Annotated in this window: 14 protein-coding genes and 1 tRNA gene; all 15 read left to right on the forward strand. The window is 61.0% G+C overall.

Translation table 11 applies throughout. The features are described 5' to 3' along the window. Positions 1-110, forward strand: a 110-nt coding sequence (locus tag HV670_RS26925) for an EF-Tu C-terminal domain-related protein (protein ID WP_484555933.1), incomplete at its 5' end; no start/stop codon positions are given. Positions 111-176: 66 nt separating this feature from the next. After that, positions 177-252, forward strand: a tRNA-Trp gene (locus HV670_RS26930). Positions 253-294: 42 nt separating this feature from the next. Further along, a complete protein-coding gene (secE, locus tag HV670_RS26935; protein WP_175108041.1) occupies positions 295-675 on the forward strand; it encodes a preprotein translocase subunit SecE in 381 nt (126 codons plus the stop codon). 1 nt (position 676) lies between these two features. Next, positions 677-1234: a transcription termination/antitermination protein NusG gene (nusG, locus tag HV670_RS26940; protein WP_175108042.1), complete on the forward strand. Its 558-nt coding sequence runs from the start codon at positions 677-679 to the stop codon at positions 1232-1234. A gap of 158 nt (positions 1235-1392) precedes the next feature. After that, positions 1393-1824, forward strand: a complete 432-nt coding sequence (gene rplK / locus HV670_RS26945) for a 50S ribosomal protein L11 (RefSeq protein ID WP_175108043.1) — start codon at positions 1393-1395, stop codon at positions 1822-1824. Then, complete coding sequence (gene rplA, locus HV670_RS26950) at positions 1825-2520, forward strand: 50S ribosomal protein L1 (RefSeq protein WP_175108044.1); 696 nt, start codon at positions 1825-1827, stop codon at positions 2518-2520. It abuts the gene before it with no gap. A 306-nt stretch (positions 2521-2826) separates the two neighbouring features. Beyond that, positions 2827-3381 carry a 50S ribosomal protein L10 gene (gene rplJ / locus HV670_RS26955; protein WP_175108045.1) on the forward strand — a complete coding sequence of 185 codons (555 nt, stop codon included), beginning with the start codon at positions 2827-2829 and terminating at the stop codon, positions 3379-3381. A gap of 41 nt (positions 3382-3422) precedes the next feature. Further along, positions 3423-3797 carry a 50S ribosomal protein L7/L12 gene (gene rplL / locus HV670_RS26960; protein ID WP_175108046.1) on the forward strand — a complete coding sequence of 125 codons (375 nt, stop codon included), beginning with the start codon at positions 3423-3425 and terminating at the stop codon, positions 3795-3797. 400 nt (positions 3798-4197) lie between these two features. Further along, the gene (gene rpoB, locus HV670_RS26965; protein WP_175108047.1) at positions 4198-8304 is read left to right on the forward strand and encodes a DNA-directed RNA polymerase subunit beta; all 4107 of its coding nucleotides are present in this window, start codon (positions 4198-4200) and stop codon (positions 8302-8304) included. Between the two features lie 19 nt (positions 8305-8323). Continuing rightward, positions 8324-12559, forward strand: a complete 4236-nt coding sequence (rpoC, locus tag HV670_RS26970; RefSeq protein ID WP_175108048.1) for a DNA-directed RNA polymerase subunit beta' — start codon at positions 8324-8326, stop codon at positions 12557-12559. Between the two features lie 237 nt (positions 12560-12796). Continuing rightward, positions 12797-14641 (forward strand): DNA helicase RecQ, encoded by a 1845-nt coding sequence (gene recQ, locus HV670_RS26975; protein WP_175108049.1) that lies wholly within the window; start codon positions 12797-12799, stop codon positions 14639-14641. A 246-nt stretch (positions 14642-14887) separates the two neighbouring features. Then, complete coding sequence (gene rpsL / locus HV670_RS26980) at positions 14888-15277, forward strand: 30S ribosomal protein S12 (protein ID WP_175108050.1); 390 nt, start codon at positions 14888-14890, stop codon at positions 15275-15277. A gap of 215 nt (positions 15278-15492) precedes the next feature. Further along, the gene (gene rpsG, locus HV670_RS26985; protein ID WP_175108051.1) at positions 15493-15963 is read left to right on the forward strand and encodes a 30S ribosomal protein S7; all 471 of its coding nucleotides are present in this window, start codon (positions 15493-15495) and stop codon (positions 15961-15963) included. 120 nt (positions 15964-16083) lie between these two features. Further along, the gene (gene fusA / locus HV670_RS26990; protein WP_175108052.1) at positions 16084-18189 is read left to right on the forward strand and encodes an elongation factor G; all 2106 of its coding nucleotides are present in this window, start codon (positions 16084-16086) and stop codon (positions 18187-18189) included. Positions 18190-18254: 65 nt separating this feature from the next. After that, a partial coding sequence (locus HV670_RS26995) for an elongation factor Tu (protein ID WP_175108053.1) occupies positions 18255-19064 on the forward strand: 810 nt, incomplete at its 3' end.

Consider the following 19064-nt stretch of genomic DNA (forward strand, 5'->3'; position numbering starts at 1 on the left):
TCACGGTGAAGCTGATTCACCCGATCGCGATGGAAGAAGGCCTGCGTTTCGCGATTCGCGAAGGCGGCCGTACCGTCGGCGCTGGCGTGGTCGCGAAGATCATCGCCTAAGTCAGATAGGCGTAAGATCGGATGTTTCATTGGGATCGGAGTTCGCCCGATCCCAGTTTGGTTTTCAGGGGCATAGCTCAACTGGCAGAGCGTCGGTCTCCAAAACCGAAGGTTGGGGGTTCGATTCCCTCTGCCCCTGCCAAATAACTTCGGGCCGCCTTGAGCGGCTCGTCAACTTGGTGTTATGGCGAATCCTTCCGTCGACAATGTGAACTCCACCGGCGACAAGCTCATGCTTGGCGTGGCGGTGCTGCTGGTGGTCGCTGGTGTAGCCGGCTTCTACCTGCTCGGTACGCAAGACTGGTACGTGCGCGGTGCTGCGCTGACGGCCGGTCTCGTCGCGGCGGTCGTCGTCGCCTATTTTTCGTCGGCCGGCAAAGCCTTTGTCGGTTTCGCGAAGGATTCGTACCGCGAAGTTCGCAAGGTCGTGTGGCCGACGCGCAAGGAAGCTGGGCAGACCACCCTTGTGGTGTTCGGTTTTGTTCTTGTGATGGCTCTCTGCATCTGGGGAAGTGACAAGACGATCGAGTGGATCGTTTTCTCGCTGATCCTCGGTTGGAAATAATATGACCGACTTCGCAAAGCCTCAGGAAGGGAAGCGCTGGTACGTCGTGCACGCCTATTCCGGTATGGAAAAGAGCGTGCAACGTGCTTTGCAGGAACGCATCGATCGCGCCGACATGCAGGGCCAGTTTGGCCGCATTCTCGTGCCGACGGAAGAAGTGGTGGAAATCAAGGGCGGTCACAAATCGGTGACCGAACGGCGATTCTTCCCGGGTTATGTGCTCGTCGAGATGGAAATGACCGACGAAACCTGGCACCTCGTGAAGAACACCGCCAAGGTGACCGGCTTTGTCGGCGGCGCCCGCAATCGGCCGAGCCCGATTTCGGAGCGCGAAGTCGAAAAAATCATGTCGCAAATGCAGGAAGGTGTCGAGAAGCCGCGGCCGAAGACACTTTTCGAAGTTGGCGAACTGGTGCGCGTCAAGGACGGCCCGTTCACAGACTTCAACGGCAGCGTCGAGGAAGTGAACTACGAGAAATCCCGGGTGCGGGTCTCGGTCACGATTTTCGGACGCTCCACACCGGTCGAGCTCGAATTCGGGCAAGTCGAGAAAATCTGAGTTTCACGCCGCCTCGCAATGAAATGCGAGGCGGCGTTCGCGCTTACGGTCCGCGCACACCGTAGAGGAGCGTCAGTACCACCGCCGCCGGCGTAGTCGGCGGCCCGGGAAAGCGCGCTACCACTCACCGAACGCTTAGCGTTCATTCGAGGTTCACTATGGCAAAGAAGATTATCGGCTTTATCAAGCTGCAGATCCCGGCTGGTAAGGCTAACCCGTCGCCGCCGGTTGGTCCGGCACTGGGTCAGCGCGGGCTGAACATCATGGAATTCTGCAAGGCGTTCAACGCGCAGACGCAGAGCCTGGAGCCGGGTCTCCCGACTCCGGTCGTGATCACGGCCTTCGCGGACAAGAGCTTCACGTTCATCCTGAAGACGCCGCCGGCCACGGTCCTGATCAAGAAGGCCGCCAAGCTCGAAAAGGGCTCGGCCAAGCCGCATACCGACAAGGTCGGCAAGATCACGCGCGCGCAAGCCGAAGAAATTGCAAAGACCAAGATGCCCGACCTGACCGCTGCGGACCTCGACGCCGCTGTGCGTACGATTGCTGGCAGCGCCCGTTCGATGGGCATCACCGTGGAGGGCGTGTAAATGGCTAAGATTTCCAAGCGCCTGCAAGCATTTGCAGCGAAGGTCGACAGCAACAAGCTGTATGCGATCGAAGACGCACTGACGCTGGTCAAGGAATGCGCGACCGCGAAGTTCGACGAGTCGATCGACGTGGCCGTCCAGCTCGGCATCGATGCGAAGAAGTCAGACCAGGTGGTTCGCGGCTCGGTCGTGCTGCCTGCCGGTACCGGTAAGTCGGTCCGCGTTGCAGTGTTCGCACAAGGCGACAAGGCTGAACAAGCCCGTGCCGCCGGTGCGGATATCGTCGGCATGGAAGACCTGGCTGAACAGGTCAAGGCCGGCAACCTGAACTTCGACATCGTGATCGCTTCGCCGGACACGATGCGTGTCGTCGGTACGCTGGGCCAGATTCTCGGCCCGCGCGGCCTGATGCCGAACCCGAAGGTCGGTACCGTGACGCCTGACGTCGCGACGGCTGTGAAGAACGCGAAGGCTGGCCAGGTCCAGTACCGCGTCGACAAGGGCGGGATTATCCACGCGACGATCGGCCGTGCATCGTTCGAACAGGCCGCGCTGCGCAGCAACCTCGCCGCCCTGATCGATGCGCTGCAAAAGTCGAAGCCCGCGACGAGCAAGGGCGTCTATCTGCGCAAGATCGCGCTGTCGAGCACGATGGGTGTCGGCGTTCGCGTCGACCAGAGCTCGCTGTCGGCGTAAGTAGGCCAGACGCTACAAGATTCAAAGAGTGCCGGACCGACAACGCCGGCAATCTGGAAAAAGACTTTGGGCGGGTGTGCAGGCCGTATGCGGTGCATCCGGTTGTCAAAGACCGTTGGCGGAGGCGGCGTTTTGACCAACTCCTTAATGCTAGCCAACGCAGATGGCGAACCCGAAACAGTTTTGCAGCATTTGTACCGAATACAGCAGTAAGTGGACGGTGGAAATACTCCTGACAACTCGGACGCCGTTGTGAAACGCGATGCGTAGAACAGACGTAACACGCATCGAACTGGAGGTTTAACCGTGCCACTCAACAGAGAAGATAAGCGAGCTGTCGTTGCTGAGGTCCAGGCGGAAGTCGCCAAGGCCCAAAGCATCGTTCTGGCCGAATATCGTGGAATCGCGGTTGGCGATCTGACCAAGCTGCGCGCGAAAGCGCGGGAGCAAAAGGTTTACCTGCGCGTGTTGAAGAACACGCTCGCCCGCCGTGCGGTCGAAGGTACGCCGTTTGCTCCGCTGGCTGACCAAATGACTGGCCCGCTGATTTACGGCGTGTCGGAAGACGCCATTGCTGCAGCAAGGGTCATCAACGACTTTGCGAAGAGCAATGACAAGTTGGTCATCCGGTCTGGTGCCTACGAAGGCCAGGTGTTGGACAAGGCGGGCGTGCAAGCGCTGGCGTCCATCCCGAGCCGCGAGGAACTGCTTGCGAGGTTGCTGGGCGTCATGCTGGCTCCTGTTTCCGGCTTTGCGCGTGCCTTGGCCGCGCTGTCCGCGAAGCGTGCCGAAGACGCACCGGCCGAAGCTGCGCCCGCTGAAGCGGCTGTGTCGACTGACGCAGCGCCCAGCGAAGCTTGATAGCCGACCCGTATCCGATTTCAAATTAGGAGTATTTTCAAATGGCAATCGCAAAAGAAGACATCCTCGAAGCCGTAGGCTCGATGTCCGTGCTGGAACTGAACGACCTGGTCAAGGCGTTCGAAGAGAAGTTTGGCGTGTCGGCAGCGGCCCTGTCGGTTGGCGGTGGCGGCGGCGGTGCTGTGGCTGCTGCAGTCGAAGAGCAAACCGAATTCAACGTGATCCTGACCGAAGTCGGCGCCAACAAGGTTGGCGTGATCAAGGCCGTTCGCGAACTGACGGGTCTCGGCCTGAAGGAAGCGAAGGACGTGGTTGACGGTGCACCGAAGCCTGTCAAGGAAGCGGTCTCGAAGGCTGCTGCTGAAGAAGCGAAGAAGAAGCTTGAGGACGCCGGCGCCAAGGCAGAAATCAAGTAAGACTCGCGTTTTCGCGCGAAGGCTGACGGTTTTGACCGTCAGCCTTTTTGTGCTTTGTGGGACAGCGTTTTCTGTCGGCGGATTTTACCGATGAATGCGACAGAATCGCCGTTCCGCAGAATTCAAAGAAGAGGGTCGCGCCGGCCTACGGTCTGCCTGTTTGGCAAACCGCGGGCACACCGCGAGGCTCTCCTCTTTGTCTTCTGAAGCGACTGCAGAAGGCTAGTTTGGTCGGGCATGGGTGCTGGTCGGTCCATGCTGTCAGCCAGCGGTTGGTAGCGGCCAACCACCAAGCTTCTTGGTCTGTTCCTCGTTCCTGCAGCGGACGACCACAGGTCTCAGTCGGTGAACACTCGGGTCTCGCCTAAATGGCGTCGATCTGCCGTGATCCGGAGCTCGTATGCAATATTCCTTCACCGAAAAGAAGCGTCTTCGCAAGAGTTTTGCGAAGCGCCCGATCGTTCACCAAGTACCGTTTTTGCTGGCTACCCAGCTTGAATCATTCAGCACCTTTCTGCAACAAGACACCAGCCCGACGACGCGTAAGCCAGAAGGCCTGCAAGCAGCGTTTTCGTCGGTGTTTCCGATCGTCTCGCACAACGGCTTCGCACGTCTCGAGTTCGTCAGCTATATGCTGTCGCCTCCTGCGTTCGACGTCAAGGAGTGCCAACAACGGGGCCTGACTTTCTGTTCGGCGCTGCGCGCGAAAGTGCGCCTCGTGCTGCTCGACAAGGAATCGCCGAGCAAGCCCGTCGTCAAGGAAGTCAAGGAACAAGAAGTCTATATGGGCGAAATTCCGCTCATGACTTCGACCGGCTCGTTTGTCATCAACGGCACCGAGCGAGTGATCGTCTCGCAGTTGCACCGTTCGCCAGGCGTGTTCTTCGAACACGACAAGGGCAAGACGCACAGTTCGGGCAAACTGCTGTTCTCAGCACGGATCATCCCTTACCGCGGCTCGTGGCTCGACTTCGAGTTCGACCCGAAGGACATCCTGTACTTCCGCGTCGACCGCCGCCGCAAGATGCCGGTGACGATCCTGCTGAAGGCCATCGGCCTGACGCCGGAACAGATCCTTGCGCACTTCTTCGTGTTCGACAACTTCACGCTGATGGACGAAGGCGCGCAAGTCGAGTTCGTGCCGGAACGCCTGCGCGGCGAAGTCGCGCGCTTCGACATCAACGATCGCGAAGGTAACCTCGTCGTTGCGAAGGATAAGCGGATCAACGCGAAGCACATCCGCGACCTCGAAAACGCGAAGACCAAGTTCATCTCGGTTCCGGAAGACTATCTGCTCGGCCGCGTGCTCGCGAAGAACGTCGTCGATGCGGAAACCGGCGAAGTGATCGCGAACGCGAATGAAGAAGTCGCTGAAATGCTCCTCGAGAAGCTTCGCGAAGCGAAGGTCAAGAGCATTCAGACGCTGTACACGAACGACCTCGATCAAGGTCCGTACATTTCGCAGACACTGCGTATCGACGAAACGACGGATCGCACCGCCGCACGTATCGCGATCTACCGGATGATGCGTCCGGGCGAACCGCCGACTGAAGAGGCCGTCGAAGCGCTGTTCAACCGCCTGTTCTACAGCGAAGAAGCGTACGACCTGTCGAAGGTCGGCCGCATGAAGTTCAACCGCCGCGTCGGCCGTGACGAAATCGTCGGCCCGATGACGCTGCAGGACGACGACATTCTCGCGACGATCAAGATCCTCGTCGAGCTGCGCAACGGCAAGGGCGAAGTCGACGACATCGATCACCTGGGCAATCGCCGGGTGCGCTGTGTCGGCGAACTCGCCGAGAACCAGTTCCGTGCCGGCCTCGTGCGTGTTGAACGCGCGGTCAAGGAACGTCTGGGCCAGGCTGAAAGCGAAAATCTGATGCCGCACGACCTGATCAACTCGAAGCCGATTTCGTCGGCAATTCGCGAGTTCTTCGGTTCGTCGCAGCTGTCGCAGTTCATGGACCAGACCAATCCGCTGTCGGAAATCACCCACAAGCGCCGCGTATCGGCACTGGGACCGGGCGGTTTGACGCGTGAACGAGCAGGCTTCGAAGTCCGCGACGTGCACCCGACCCACTATGGCCGCGTGTGCCCGATTGAAACGCCTGAAGGTCCGAACATCGGCCTGATCAACTCGCTCGCGCTGTATGCGCACCTGAACGAGTATGGCTTCCTCGAAACGCCGTACCGCAAGGTCGAAGACGGCAAGGTGACCGACAAGATCGATTACCTGTCCGCGATCGAGGAAGGCCGCTATGTGATCGCCCAGGCGAACGCGGCGGTGGCCGAAGCCGGCACGCTGACCGACGAACTCGTGTCGGCGCGTGAAGCGGGCGAAACGCTGATGGTCACGCCGGATCGCGTCCAGTACATGGACGTCGCACCGTCGCAGATCGTTTCGGTTGCCGCTTCGCTGATCCCGTTCCTCGAGCACGACGATGCGAACCGCGCCTTGATGGGCTCGAACATGCAGCGTCAGGCGGTGCCTTGCCTGCGTCCTGAAAAGGCCGTGGTCGGTACGGGCATCGAACGCACGGTGGCGGTCGACTCGGGTACGACGGTTCAGGCGACGCGTGGCGGGGTGGTCGACTATGTCGACGCCGGCCGTATCGTGATCCGCGTGAACGACGATGAAGCGCAGGCGGGCGACGTCGGCGTGGACATCTACAACCTGATCAAGTACACGCGTTCGAACCAGAACACGAACATCAACCAGCGTCCGATCGTGAAGGTCGGCGACAAGGTTGCGCGCGGCGACGTGGTCGCCGACGGCGCGTCGACCGATCTGGGTGAACTGGCACTTGGCCAGAACATGATGGTCGCGTTCATGCCGTGGAACGGCTACAACTTCGAAGACTCGATCCTGATCTCGGAAAAGGTCGTCGCTGACGATCGTTACACCTCGATCCACATCGAAGAACTGAACGTTGTCGCACGCGACACGAAGCTCGGACCGGAAGAAATCACGCGCGACATCTCGAACCTCGCCGAAGTCCAGCTCGGCCGTCTCGATGAGTCGGGCATTGTCTACATCGGCGCGGAAGTCGAAGCAGGCGACGTGATGGTCGGCAAGGTCACGCCGAAGGGCGAAACCCAGCTGACGCCGGAAGAAAAGCTGCTGCGCGCGATCTTCGGCGAAAAGGCATCGGACGTGAAGGACACCTCGCTGCGCGTGCCCTCGGGCATGAGCGGCACGGTGATCGACGTCCAGGTCTTCACGCGTGAAGGCATTCAGCGCGACAAGCGTGCGCAACAGATCATCGACGATGAACTCAAGCGCTATCGCCTCGACCTGAACGACCAGCTGCGGATCGTCGAAGGCGATGCCTTCCAGCGTCTCGAGCGCATGCTGATCGACCGCGCCGTGAACGGCGGTCCGAAGAAGCTCGCCAAGGGTGCCAAGATCACCAAGGAATACCTGGCCGATCTCGATCACTATCACTGGTTCGACATCCGTCTTGCAGAAGACGATGCGGCCCAGCAGCTCGAAGCAATCAAGGAATCGATCGAACAGAAGCGTCACCAGTTCGACCTCGCGTTCGAAGAAAAGCGCAAGAAGCTGACGCAAGGCGACGAACTGCCGCCGGGCGTGCTGAAGATGGTCAAGGTGTACCTCGCGGTCAAGCGTCGCCTGCAGCCTGGCGACAAGATGGCGGGTCGCCACGGCAACAAGGGTGTCGTCTCGAAGATCGTGCCGATTGAAGACATGCCGTACATGGCCGATGGCCGTCCCGCGGATGTCGTGCTGAATCCGCTCGGCGTGCCGTCGCGGATGAACGTCGGGCAGGTGCTCGAAGTGCATCTGGGCTGGGCCGCGAAGGGTCTCGGCTGGCGCATCGGCGAGATGCTGCAGAAGCATGTGAAGGCCGAGGAAATGCGGACTTTCCTGGCGAAGATCTACAACGAGTCAGGCCGCACGGAAGCGCTCGATACGTTCTCCGACGACGAGATTCTCCAGCTTGCCGAGAACCTCAAGGAAGGCGTGCCGTTCGCGACACCGGTGTTCGACGGTGCGACCGAAGACGAAATGTCACGTGCGCTCGACCTCGCGTTCCCGGACGACGTGGCCAAGCAGCTCGGCATGACGCCCTCGAAGAATCAGCTGCAACTGTTCGACGGCCGCACGGGTGAAGCGTTCGAACGCCCGGTCACGGTCGGCTACATGCACTATCTGAAGTTGCACCATTTGGTCGACGACAAGATGCACGCGCGTTCGACCGGTCCGTACTCGCTCGTCACGCAGCAGCCGCTGGGTGGTAAGGCGCAGTTCGGCGGCCAGCGTTTCGGTGAAATGGAAGTGTGGGCACTCGAAGCCTATGGCGCGTCCTACGTGCTGCAGGAAATGTTGACGGTCAAGTCGGATGACGTGGCAGGCCGGACCAAGGTGTATGAAAACCTGGTCAAGGGCGATCACGTGATCGATGCCGGCATGCCGGAATCCTTCAATGTGCTGGTGAAGGAAATCCGTTCGCTCGGGATCGACATCGACCTCGATCGCAACTAATCGGACTACGGAGAAAGCAATGAAAGCTCTGCTCGATCTATTCAAGCAAGTCCAACAAGAAGAAGTATTCGACGCGATCAAGATTGGTCTCGCGTCGCCGGACAAGATCCGGTCGTGGTCGTTCGGTGAAGTCAAGAAGCCGGAAACGATCAACTACCGGACCTTCAAGCCGGAACGCGATGGTCTGTTCTGCGCGAAGATCTTCGGTCCGATCAAGGACTACGAGTGCCTGTGCGGCAAGTACAAGCGCCTGAAGCACCGTGGTGTGATCTGCGAAAAGTGCGGCGTCGAAGTGACACTCGCCAAAGTGCGCCGCGAGCGCATGGGCCATATCGAGCTCGCCTCGCCGGTCGCGCACATCTGGTTCCTGAAGTCGCTGCCGTCGCGCCTGGGCATGGTGCTCGACATGACGCTGCGCGACATCGAACGCGTGCTGTACTTCGAAGCCTATGTGGTCATCGAACCGGGCATGACGCCGCTCAAGCGCGCGCAGATCATGACCGAAGAGGATTACTACAACAAGGTTGAAGAGTACGGTGACGAGTTCCGTGCCGAAATGGGCGCGGAAGGCGTGCGCGAACTGCTGCGTTCGATCGACATCGACGCGCAGGCCGAAACGCTGCGTCAGGAACTGAAGACGACCGGCTCGGAAGCGAAGATCAAGAAGTACGCGAAGCGCCTGAAAGTGCTCGAGGCCTTCCAGCGTTCGGGCATCAAGCCCGACTGGATGGTGCTCGAAGTGCTGCCGGTGCTGCCGCCCGAACTGCGCCCGCTGGTGCCGCTCGACGGTGGCCGTTTCGCGACGTCCGACCTGAACGACCTGTATCGCCGCGTGATCAACCGGAACAACCGGTTGAAGCGTCTGCTCGAGCTGAAGGCGCCTGAAATCATCGTCCGCAACGAAAAGCGGATGCTGCAGGAAGCCGTCGACTCGCTGCTCGACAACGGTCGTCGCGGCAAGGCGATGACGGGCGCCAACAAGCGTCCGCTGAAGTCGCTTGCCGACATGATCAAGGGCAAGGGCGGTCGTTTCCGTCAGAACCTGCTCGGCAAGCGCGTCGACTACTCGGGCCGTTCGGTCATCGTGGTCGGCCCGACGCTCAAGCTGCATCAGTGCGGCCTGCCGAAGCTGATGGCGCTCGAACTCTTCAAGCCCTTCATTTTCCACAAGCTGGAAGTGATGGGCGTCGCGACCACGATCAAGGCCGCGAAGAAGGAAGTCGAAAACCAGACAGCAGTCGTGTGGGACATTCTCGAAGAAGTCATTCGTGAACATCCGGTCATGCTGAACCGCGCGCCGACGCTCCACCGCCTGGGTATCCAGGCGTTCGAGCCGGTGCTGATCGAAGGCAAGGCGATCCAGCTGCATCCGCTCGTCTGCGCGGCGTTCAACGCCGACTTCGACGGTGACCAGATGGCCGTCCACGTGCCGCTGTCGCTCGAAGCCCAGCTCGAAGCGCGCACGCTGATGCTCGCCTCGAACAACATCCTGTTCCCGGCCAACGGCGATCCGTCGATCGTGCCGTCGCAGGATATCGTGCTCGGTCTCTACTACGCGACGCGTGAGCGCGTGAACGGCAAGGGCGAAGGCCTGACGTTCACGGGCGTCTCCGAAGCGCTGCTGGCCTGGGAAAACAAGCAGGTCGACCTGACCTCGCGCGTGAACGTGCGGATCACGGAACAGGTTGCGAACGAAGACACGTCGGAAGGCGCGCCGAAGTTCGTGCCGAAGATCTCGCTGTACTCGACGACCGTCGGCCGCGCGATCCTGTCGGAGATCCTGCCGCCGGGCCTGCCGTTCACGGTGCTGAACAAGCCGCTGAAGAAGAAGGAAATCTCGCGCCTGATCAACACGGCGTTCCGCCGCTGCGGTCTGCGCGAAACGGTGATTTTTGCCGATCAGCTGATGCAGTCGGGTTTCCGCCTGGCGACGCGCGCAGGGATTTCGATCTGCGTCGACGACATGCTGGTGCCGCCTGCAAAGGAAACGATCGTCAACGACGCCGCGCAGAAGGTGAAGGAATACGATCGCCAGTACATGTCGGGTCTCGTGACTTCGCAGGAACGCTACAACAACGTGGTCGACATCTGGTCGGCGACGTCGGAAGCGGTCGGCAAGGCGATGATGGAACAGCTGTCGTCCGAACCGGTCGTCGATCGCGAAGGTGTGAGCACGCGTCAGGAATCGTTCAACTCCATCTACATGATGGCGGACTCGGGCGCGCGGGGTTCGGCGGTGCAGATTCGCCAGCTCGCCGGGATGCGAGGCCTGATGGCCAAGCCGGACGGCTCGATCATCGAGACGCCGATTACGGCGAACTTCCGCGAAGGGCTGAACGTTCTCCAGTACTTCATCTCGACTCACGGTGCACGTAAGGGTCTGGCCGACACGGCGCTGAAGACGGCGAACTCGGGCTACCTGACGCGTCGCCTGGTCGACGTGACGCAGGATCTGGTCGTGGTCGAGGACGATTGCGGCACGACCAACGGCGTCGCGATGAAGGCGCTCGTCGAAGGCGGTGAAGTCGTCGAAGCGCTGCGCGACCGGATTCTCGGCCGTGTGGCGGTGGCTGACGTCGTCAACCCGGAAACGCAGGAAACGCTGTACGAATCGGGCACGCTGCTCGACGAAGACGCGGTCGAGGAAATCGAACGCCTCGGCATCGACGAAGTGCGCGTACGCACGCCGCTGACCTGCGGTACGCGTTACGGCCTGTGCGGCAAGTGCTACGGCCGTGACCTCGGTCGCGGCTCGAGCGTGAACGTCGGCGAAGCAGTCGGCGTGATCGCCGCGCAGTCGATCGGCGAACCGGGCACGCAGCTCACGATGCGTACGTTCCACATCGGTGGTGCGGCATCGCGTAATGCAGTGGCCTCGAGCGTCGAAGCGAAGTCGAACGGTACCGTGCGTTTCACCGCGACGATGCGTTACGTCACGAATGCGAAGGGTGAGCAGATCGCCATTTCGCGTTCGGGCGAAGCCATCATCGCGGACGACCATGGCCGTGAGCGCGAACGTCACAAGATTCCGTACGGTGCGACGCTGCTGCAGCTCGACGGTGCGCAGATCAAGGCCGGCACGCAGCTCGCCGTCTGGGATCCGCTGACCCGTCCGATCATCACCGAGTGGGGCGGTACGGTGAAGTTCGAAAACGTCGAAGAAGGCGTGACGGTTGCCAAGCAGATCGACGATGTGACCGGTCTGTCGACGCTGGTCTCGATTGATCCGAAGCGCCGCGGTACGCAAGGCAAGACCGTGCGTCCGCAGGTGAAGCTGATCGACGCGAACGGTGAAGAGATCAAGATCCCGAACACCGAGCATGCGGTGGCGATCGGCTTCCAGGTTGGCGCACTGATCACCGTCAAGGATGGTCAGCAAGTGCACCCGGGTGAAGTGCTCGCACGGATCCCGACCGAAGCGCAGAAGACGCGGGACATTACCGGCGGTCTGCCGCGCGTGGCCGAGTTGTTCGAAGCACGTTCGCCGAAGGACGCCGGCATTCTCGCGGAAGTCACGGGTACGACCTCGTTCGGCAAGGACACGAAAGGCAAGCAGCGTCTGGTCATTACCGACCTCGACGGCAACCAGCATGAGTTCCTGATTTCGAAGGACAAGCAAGTGCTGGTGCACGACGGCCAGGTGGTGAACAAGGGCGAAATGATCGTCGATGGTCCGGCCGATCCGCACGATATCTTGCGCCTGCAGGGTATCGAGGCGCTCGCGCGCTACATCGTGGACGAAGTGCAGGACGTCTATCGCTTGCAGGGTGTGAAGATCAACGACAAGCACATCGAGGTGATCGTTCGCCAGATGCTGCGTCGTGTGCAGATCTCCGACAACGGGGATACGCGCTTCATCACCGGCGAGCAGGTCGAACGTTCGGACATGCTCGACGAAAACGATCGCATGATGGCCGACGGCAAGACGCCGGCGACGTACGAGAACGTGCTGCTGGGTATTACGAAGGCGTCGCTGTCGACGGATTCGTTCATCTCCGCGGCTTCGTTCCAGGAAACGACGCGGGTGCTGACCGAAGCGGCGATCATGGGCAAACGCGACGATTTGCGTGGCCTGAAGGAAAACGTGATCGTCGGTCGTCTGATTCCGGCGGGTACCGGTCTCGCGTTCCACAAGGCACGCAAGACGAAGGAATCGCTGGATCGCGAACGTTTCGACCAGATCGCGGCCGAGGAGTCGACGTTCGACTTCGCGACGCCCGACGCGACTATCGAGCCGACGCAATCGGCGGAGTAAGTCTCTTCGGTATGGCGGTGCGAACGGGTGGGCAGAGCTAGTCGAAGCCCGTTTCGCCACCCGCCTCGCTGGATACCGGATCGTCCCGGCAAGCGCGTGTCGCTTGCCGGGATTTTTTTTGCCCATGGGTTGGACTGCCGTCTCGGATGCCAACTTTATCCATCCGACCTATCGGCTGCGCATCGCTAGCGCTGCTAGACTCGGGTGTCTCGTTCCGCCCTGCCGGTTTTAGGATTTATGTCTCGTTGCCTCGCGATTCTCAATGAAGTGTTCGGTTATCCGGCTTTCCGCGGATTGCAGGCGGAGGCCATCGAACACGTCGCCGATGGCGGGGACTGCCTCGTACTGATGCCGACCGGCGGCGGCAAGTCACTGTGCTATCAGATTCCCGCGATCGACCGGAAGGCTCGCGGGCTCGGCGCCGCAATCGTCGTATCGCCGCTGATCGCATTGATGCAGGACCAGGTCGCGGCCCTGCTCGAGGCGGGTGTGCGCGCAGCCTATCTGAACTCGACGCTGACCGGGCAGCAGGCGTTCCAGACCGAGCGTGCGTTCGAGAACGGCGATATCGACTTGCTGTATGTCGCGCCCGAGCGGCTGATGACGGCGCGTTTTCTCGAATTGCTCGACCGCTCGCGCATCGGTCTGTTTGCGATCGACGAGGCGCATTGCGTGTCCCAGTGGGGACACGACTTCCGGCCTGAATACATTCAGTTGTCGGTGCTTCACGAACGTTTTCCGAGCGTGCCGCGCATCGCCTTGACTGCGACGGCCGATGAAGCGACCCGCAACGAGATCATCGAGCGGCTTGCGCTCAGCGATGCCCGCGTCTTTATCGACAGTTTCGACCGGCCGAACATCCGCTACCGGATCGTCGAAAAAGACAATGCGCGCACCCAATTGCTCGACTTCATCCGCAGCGAGCACCAGAACGGCGCCACGAACGACGCGGGGATCGTCTACTGCCTTTCGCGGCGCAAGGTCGAAGAGACCGCGGAGTGGCTCAATACCCAGGGCATTCGCGCACTGGGCTATCACGCGGGAATGGACGCGGAGATCCGGCAGACGCGACAGGAGCAGTTCAAGCGCGAGGACGGCGTCGTGATGGTCGCGACGATCGCGTTCGGCATGGGGATCGACAAGCCGGATGTGCGCTTCGTCGCCCACCTCGATCTGCCCAAGAGCATGGAAGGCTACTATCAGGAGACCGGCCGCGCGGGGCGCGACGGTTCGCCCGCGAATGCCTGGATGGCCTACGGCCTCGGCGACGTCGTCCAGCAGCGCAAGATGATCGACGAGTCCGATGCCGACGAGGCGCACAAGCGCCTGAGCACGGCGAAGCTCGACGCCTTGCTCGGCCTGTGCGAGACCGCGGGCTGCCGTCGCGTGCGGTTGCTCGCGTATTTCGGCGAGTCCTCGGCGCCCTGCGGCAACTGCGATACTTGCCTGAATCCGCCCGATACCTGGAACGGCACGCGTGAAGCGCAGATGGCGCTGTCCTGTGTGTATCGAGCGTCGCGCGCCAGCGGTTTCAGCTTCGGCGCGGGGCATCTGATCGACATCCTGCGCGGCACCCGAACTGAACGCGTCGCGCAGTACCACCATGACCAGCTGTCTACCTTCGGGGTGGGCGCCGAGCAGGGTGAGCCCGAGTGGCGTGCGATCTTTCGCCAGATGGTCGCGTATGGTTTCCTCGCGGTCGACCACCAGGGTCACGGCGCGCTCGTGCTCACCGCCGCGAGCCGAGCCGTGCTCAAGGGCGAGCAGGAAGTCACGCTGCGCCGCTATGTGAAACCGGCGCGCAGCCGGCAGGTCGGCTCGAAAGGCGGCTCGCGCACCGATCCGACCACGGGTATGTCGCCGCACCAGCGCGCGCGGTGGGAGCGGCTGCGCACCTGGCGCGCCGAAACCGCGAAGGCCGACGGCGTGCCGGCCTACGTGATTTTCCACGACGCGACCCTCGCCGAACTCGCGCGCAATGCGCCGGCGAGCGTGGGCGAGCTGCGGGGGATTCCCGGCATCGGCGCCCGCAAACTCGAGCGCTTCGGCGAAGAACTGATCGACGTCGTCGGCGCGGACTGAATCGTCGTTATTCTTTCGGTTTTCCAGTTGACCAATAGCCGATTCACGGACTAAGATGCGAGGTTCCGGATTTTGGGTCAGGTGCCTTCCCTCATGGCGTTTTCAAAACGCCATTCACGGGTTGCAAGCCGACACAGTACTTCCGCACTCGCTGCGGTGAGTCCAATCCGGACGCGGTCCGCTTGCCCGGGCCGTCCAGATCCCAGGGGTCTGAAAAACCAACTTCATTTTTAGCAGGATTTAACAATGCCAACGATCAATCAGTTGGTCCGCAAGCCGCGCACCTCTGGCCATGCCAAGAGCAAGAGCCCGGCACTGCAGGACTGCCCCCAACGTCGTGGCGTATGCACCCGTGTATACACCACCACGCCGAAGAAGCCGAACTCCGCACTGCGTAAGGTTGCGAAGGTTCGTCTGACCAACGGCTTCGAAGTCATCTCGTACATCGGCGGTGAAGGCCACAACCTGCAGGAACACTCGGTTGTGCTGATCCGCGGTGGCCGGGTGAAGGACTTGCCGGGTGTGCGTTATCACATGGTGCGTGGCTCGCTGGATACCCAGGGCGTCAAGGACCGTAAGCAAGCGCGCTCGAAGTACGGTGCGAAGAAGGCAAAGGGCGGCAAGGGCGGTAAGTAAGCGCCGAACCCGGAGCTCTGGCCCCGCCAGAACCGTAGTAGATCAAGCTTTTCGTTTTGCGCGCAGTCGCGTTTCAAGCGGTTTGTGCACATTGCGGCGGGTCGGTGCAAAGCGCCGGCGCTGTCGAGTAAGTGGTCATCCAGCCAGCTACTGAACGAAGGCTCGTTGATGACCGCGGAGCCAAAGGCTCCAACTGAACAGGTAAAGGAAAGAAGATGCCACGTCGTCGTGAAGTCCCCAAGCGGGACATATTGCCGGATCCGAAATTCGGCAACATTGATGTTGCAAAGTTCATGAACGTACTGATGCTGTCGGGCAAGAAGTCGGTTGCCGAGCGCATCGTGTACGGCGCATTTGAACAAATCCAGGGAAAGGCCGGCAAGGACCCCCTCGAAGTGTTCAATATCGCGCTGAACAACATCAAGCCGGTGGTCGAAGTGAAGAGCCGTCGGGTTGGTGGTGCGAACTATCAGGTTCCGGTCGAAGTGCGTCCGTCGCGTCGTATGGCATTGGCGATGCGTTGGTTGCGCGAGTCCGCGAAGAAGCGTAGCGAGAAGTCGATGGCCCTGCGTCTGGCCGGCGAACTGCTCGAAGCATCGGAAGGTCGGGGCGGCGCGATGAAGAAGCGCGACGAAGTGCACCGTATGGCTGAAGCGAACAAGGCCTTCTCGCACTTCCGGTTCTAAGCGCCCAAAGCGCAGCAGAATCGCCGGAACTCCGGGCGGGTGCGCGATAAATCGCGCCTCGCCCGTTTGTGTTAGGGCGCTCCGGGAACGCCTGGGGTGTCAACGTATAGAGGATCACAAGTGGCTCGCAAGACTCCTATCGAGCGCTACCGCAATATCGGGATTAGCGCGCACATCGACGCCGGCAAAACGACGACGACCGAACGTATCCTGTTTTATACCGGTGTGAACCACAAGATCGGCGAGGTGCATGACGGCGCCGCGACGATGGACTGGATGGAACAGGAACAAGAGCGCGGCATTACGATCACGTCGGCCGCGACGACCGCGTTCTGGAAGGGCATGGCCGGTAACTATCCGGAACACCGGATCAACATCATCGACACGCCGGGACACGTCGACTTCACGATTGAAGTCGAACGCTCGATGCGCGTGCTCGACGGCGCCTGCATGGTTTACTGTGCGGTCGGCGGCGTGCAGCCGCAGTCGGAAACGGTCTGGCGCCAGGCCAACAAGTACGGCGTGCCGCGTCTCGCGTTCGTCAACAAGATGGACCGTACTGGTGCGAACTTCTTCAAGGTGCACGACCAGATGCGTCTGCGCCTGAAGGCGAACCCGATTCCGGTCCAGGTACCGATCGGCGCCGAAGAAAACTTCCTCGGCGTGATCGACCTCGTCAAGATGAAGGCTGTCTTGTGGGATGACGCGAGCCAGGGCACGAAGTTCTCGTACGAAGCCATCCCGGCCGAGCTCGCCGAGCTCGCCAACGAGTGGCGTGAAAAGCTGCTCGAAGCCGCGGCGGAATCGTCCGAAGAGCTGATGGAAAAGTACCTCGGCGGCGAAGCGCTGAGCGAAGACGAAATCAAGGCAGCGATCCGTGCACGTACGATCGCCGGCGAAATCGTCCCGATGCTGTGTGGCACCGCGTTCAAGAACAAGGGCGTGCAGGCCATGCTCGACGCCGTGGTCGACTACATGCCGTCGCCGATCGACATTCCCCCGGTCACGGGTGAAGACGACGACGGTGAGCAGGTCGAGCGCCGCGCAGCCGACGACGAGAAGTTCGCGGGCCTCGCGTTCAAGATCATGACCGACCCGTTCGTCGGCCAGCTGATCTTCTTCCGCGTGTATTCGGGCATCGTGAATTCGGGCGATACCGTCTACAACCCGATCAAGTCGAAGAAGGAACGTCTCGGCCGGATTCTGCAGATGCATGCGAACCAGCGCGAAGAAATCAAGGAAGTGCGCGCGGGCGACATCGCCGCCGCAGTTGGCCTGAAGGACGTGACGACGGGCGACACAATCTGCGATCCGGATCACATCATCGTGCTCGAACGCATGATTTTCCCGGAGCCGGTCATTTCGCAGGCTGTCGAGCCGAAGACCAAGGTCGACCAGGAAAAGATGGGTATCGCCCTGAACCGTCTGGCTCAGGAAGATCCGTCGTTCCGTGTTTCGTCGGACGAGGAATCGGGTCAGACGATCATCTCCGGGATGGGCGAGCTCCACCTGGAAATTCTCGTCGACCGGATGAAGCGCGAATTCAACGTCGAAGCGACGGTCGGCAAGCCGCAAGTTGCGTATCGCGAAACGATCAAGTCGAGCGCGGAAGACGTCGAAGGCAAGTTCGTCAAGCAGTCGGGTGGCCGTGGCCAGTATGGTCACGTCGTGATCAAGGTCGAACCGCAGGCGCCGGGCAAGGGCTATGAGTTCGTCGACGCGATCAAGGGCGGCGTCGTGCCGCGCGAATACATCCCGGCAGTGGACAAGGGCATCATCGAAACCCTGAAGTCGGGCGTGCTCGCCGGCTATCCGGTGGTCGACGTGAAGGTGACGCTGACGTTCGGTTCGTACCACGATGTGGACTCGAACGAAAACGCGTTCCGCATGGCCGGCTCGATGGCGTTCAAGGAAGGGATGCGCCGTGCAACCCCGGTACTGCTCGAACCGATGATGGCTGTCGAGGTCGAGACGCCGGAAGATTTCATGGGCAATGTGATGGGCGACTTGTCGAGCCGTCGGGGCATCCTGCAAGGGATGGACGACATTGCAGGTGGCGGCGGCAAGATCGTGCGCGCGGAAGTCCCGCTGGCCGAGATGTTCGGCTATTCGACTTCGCTGCGTTCGCTGACCCAGGGTCGTGCAACGTACACGATGGAGTTCAAGCACTACTCCGAAGCACCGCGTAACGTTGCTGAAGCGATCATCAGCGCGAAGTCGAAGTAAGTAAAAACGAGTCAAAGCACGGCGGCCACGCCGTGCTCAACCCAATTTTTTGAAAGAAGAGAATCATGGCTAAAGGTAAATTCGAGCGGACCAAGCCGCACGTGAACGTGGGGACCATCGGTCACGTGGACCATGGCAAGACGACGCTGACGGCAGCGATCACGACGGTGCTGTCGCGCAAGTTCGGCGGCGAAGCAAAGGCCTACGACCAGATCGACGCGGCGCCGGAAGAAAAGGCGCGCGGCATCACGATCAACACGGCACACGTCGAGTACGAAACGGAAGCGCGCCACTATGCGCACGTTGACTGCCCGGGCCACGCCGACTATGTGAAGAACATGATCACGGGTGCGGCGCAGATGGACGGCGCGATCCTGGTGTGCTCGGCCGCTGACGGCCCGATGCCGCAGACGCGCGAGCACATCCTGCTGGCCCGCCAGGTGGGCGTGCCTTACATCATCGTGTTCCTGAACAAGTGCGACATGGTGGACGACGCCGAGCTGCTCGAGCTCGTCGAAATGGAAGTGCGCGAACTGCTCTCGAAGTACGACTTCCCGGGCGACGACGTGCCTATCGTGAAGGGTTCGGCGAAGCTGGCGCTGGAAGGCGACAAGGGCGAGCTGGGCGAGACGGCGATTTTCGCGCTGGCCGATGCACTGGACTCGTACATCCCGACGCCGGAGCGTGCGGTGGATGGCGCGTTCCTGATGCCGATCGAAGACGTGTTCTCGATCTCGGGTCGCGGTACGGTGGTGACGGGCCGGGTTGAGCGCGGCATCGTGAAGGTCGGCGAAGAAATCGAAATCGTCGGGATCAAGGACACGGTCAAGACGACGTGCACGGGCGTGGAAATGTTCCGCAAGCTGCTGGACCAA

Origin of the sequence: Pararobbsia alpina (assembly GCF_902859895.1) — a bacterium.
In the GTDB taxonomy this organism is placed as follows: domain Bacteria; phylum Pseudomonadota; class Gammaproteobacteria; order Burkholderiales; family Burkholderiaceae; genus Pararobbsia; species Pararobbsia alpina.

Coding starts and splice junctions, on each gene's coding strand:
- secE (WP_175108041.1), top strand. CDS start 295: ATGGCGAATCCTTCCGTCGACAATGTGAACTCCACCGGCGACAAGCTC.
- nusG (WP_175108042.1), top strand. CDS start 677: ATGACCGACTTCGCAAAGCCTCAGGAAGGGAAGCGCTGGTACGTCGTG.
- rplK (WP_175108043.1), top strand. CDS start 1,393: ATGGCAAAGAAGATTATCGGCTTTATCAAGCTGCAGATCCCGGCTGGT.
- rplA (WP_175108044.1), top strand. CDS start 1,825: ATGGCTAAGATTTCCAAGCGCCTGCAAGCATTTGCAGCGAAGGTCGAC.
- rplL (WP_175108046.1), top strand. CDS start 3,423: ATGGCAATCGCAAAAGAAGACATCCTCGAAGCCGTAGGCTCGATGTCC.
- rpoB (WP_175108047.1), top strand. CDS start 4,198: ATGCAATATTCCTTCACCGAAAAGAAGCGTCTTCGCAAGAGTTTTGCG.
- rpoC (WP_175108048.1), top strand. CDS start 8,324: ATGAAAGCTCTGCTCGATCTATTCAAGCAAGTCCAACAAGAAGAAGTA.
- recQ (WP_175108049.1), top strand. CDS start 12,797: ATGTCTCGTTGCCTCGCGATTCTCAATGAAGTGTTCGGTTATCCGGCT.
- rpsL (WP_175108050.1), top strand. CDS start 14,888: ATGCCAACGATCAATCAGTTGGTCCGCAAGCCGCGCACCTCTGGCCAT.
- rpsG (WP_175108051.1), top strand. CDS start 15,493: ATGCCACGTCGTCGTGAAGTCCCCAAGCGGGACATATTGCCGGATCCG.